Source organism: Actinoplanes sp. G11-F43 (assembly GCF_050589265.1).
In the GTDB taxonomy this organism is placed as follows: domain Bacteria; phylum Actinomycetota; class Actinomycetes; order Mycobacteriales; family Micromonosporaceae; genus Actinoplanes.
The window spans coordinates 1-1,770 of sequence record NZ_JBNZCE010000098.1; the positions used below are offsets into that span (position 1 = coordinate 1).

Annotated in this window: 2 protein-coding genes; one reads left to right on the top strand and one right to left on the bottom strand. The window is 64.9% G+C overall.

All coding sequences use genetic code 11. From position 1 onward, the window contains the following. The first annotated feature begins 118 nt into the window (after nt 1–118). Entirely contained in the window at nt 119–1,333 is a 1,215-nt protein-coding gene (locus tag ACQ0O7_RS45085) for an ISAs1 family transposase (RefSeq protein ID WP_430792096.1), read from the top strand. Between the two features lie 33 nt (nt 1,334–1,366). Here the strand turns inward: ACQ0O7_RS45085 and ACQ0O7_RS45090 are convergent, their stop codons facing one another. Next, the gene (locus ACQ0O7_RS45090; RefSeq protein ID WP_430792098.1) at nt 1,367–1,543 is read right to left on the bottom strand and encodes a hypothetical protein; all 177 of its coding nucleotides are present in this window, start codon (nt 1,541–1,543) and stop codon (nt 1,367–1,369) included. Nucleotides 1,544–1,770 lie beyond the last annotated feature (227 nt).

Consider the following 1,770-nt stretch of genomic DNA (forward strand, 5'->3'; position numbering starts at 1 on the left):
CAGGGCCTCTGCAAGATAGAGGTATGACCGGATGATCGGTTTTGGTGTAGTCACGCCGGTATCGGGCGGTACGTAGAAGAGCGCGGCCTTCGGTTGATCATTCAGGTGTCTAGGCCAAATGATCGAACACCGAGGGACCGCGCTCGTGGAGTCATCATCGTTGATCAGGAGTCTGTCCGCACGCCTGCCGGGCGTGTCGGACGATCCGTATCAAGATCCCGCCGGGTTGCTCCAGGCCCTGGCTCGGATCCCGGATCCCCGCGATCGGCGCGGGCGGGTCCATTCCTTGTCCAGCCTGCTCGCGGTCACGGTCGGTGCCGTCGCTGCCGGGCAGCGGTCGGTGTCGGCGATCGGTGAATGGGCTGCTGACCTGCCGGTCGACATCCTGGCCGGGCTCGAGGTGAGCCGGGACCGATTCACCGGCGGTTTCCTGGTGCCGGACGCGTCCACGATCGGCCGGCTTCTGGCCCGCCTGGATGCCGAAGCGGTGGAAGCAGCCCTCACCGAATGGCTGCTGACCAGGACGAACCTGCGATCAGCCGCGGGCCGCAGAGCCGTCGCGGTCGACGGCAAGACCTTACGGGGCAGCGGCCGTCCCGGCGACCAGGTGCACCTGCTGGCAGCACTGGATCACCACAACGGTGCCGTGCTCGGTCAGACCGCTGTCGACGGGAAGACGAATGAAATCACCCGGTTCCAGCCGTTACTGTCCGGTCTGGACCTGACCGATGCGGTCGTCACCGCCGACGCCATGCACGCCCAGCGCGAACACGCCCGCTGGCTGACGGAGGAGAAGAGGGCCGGCTACCTGTTCACCGTGAAACGTAATCAGCCGCGATTGTTCCGGCAGCTCAAGGCCCTGCCCTGGGCGAAGGTCCCGGTTCTCGATGTGACCCGTGACCGTGGTCACGGGCGCCGGGAGATCCGCCGGCTGCAGGCGGTCACCTGCCACGGCGTTCTCGCCCTGGATTTCCCGCACGCCGTCCAGGCAGTCCGGATCCGGCGTCGCCGTTACCATCCGCGAACCGGCCGGGCCTCGACCGTCACCGTCTACGCGATCACCAATCTCACCGCAGGCCAGGCAAAGCCCTCCGACCTGGCCGGATGGCTTCGCGGACACTGGCTGATCGAATCCCTGCACTACATCAGAGACGTGACCTTCGGCGAAGACGCCAGCCAGGTCCGTACCGGCAGCGCACCTCAAGCCCTCGCCGCGGTCCGCAACCTCGTCATCAGCCTCCTGCGCCTGGCCGGCGCCACGAACGTCGCCAAAGCTCTCCGCCACAACAGCAGAAAGCCGCACCGATCCCTACAACTCCTCGGAATCGCTTGAAACGGTCAAACCTCTACCTTGCAAAGGCCCTGGTCAGTCGCCCAGGTCGTCATCACTCTCCGGGCCTCGAAGCCGGAGGGAATCGATCCGCTGCACGATCTCGTCGTCTGACAGGCTGCCGCCGATCACCACCCAGCGCGCGATCCTCTTGGCATCCCGCAAAGGCATGTCGAATATCTGATGCATGATGACGACCACACCGAATGCCATCGCTCCAGGATCCTCATTCGGACCCAGCCTCGCAACACTCCGATTATCGATTCATGAGCAATCCAGCGGGCTCGCTGGTCCCCCATTATCGCGGCAGCCCTAGGGTCATACTCTCGCGATTCCATGCCCCCCCCGGCCACGGTCGTTTCAACATCATCCGGTGAGGCCGAGGATGGTGAATGGCCTTGTCATTTCGCGGTTGGCCCAGCGGGTTGCTTCGGTGATGT

What these genes read in the sequence shown, in the direction of transcription:
- ACQ0O7_RS45085 (WP_430792096.1), top strand. Translation starts at nt 119, where the DNA reads ATGATCGAACACCGAGGGACCGCGCTCGTGGAGTCATCATCGTTGATC.
- ACQ0O7_RS45090 (WP_430792098.1), bottom strand. Translation starts at nt 1,543, where the DNA reads ATGGCATTCGGTGTGGTCGTCATCATGCATCAGATATTCGACATGCCT.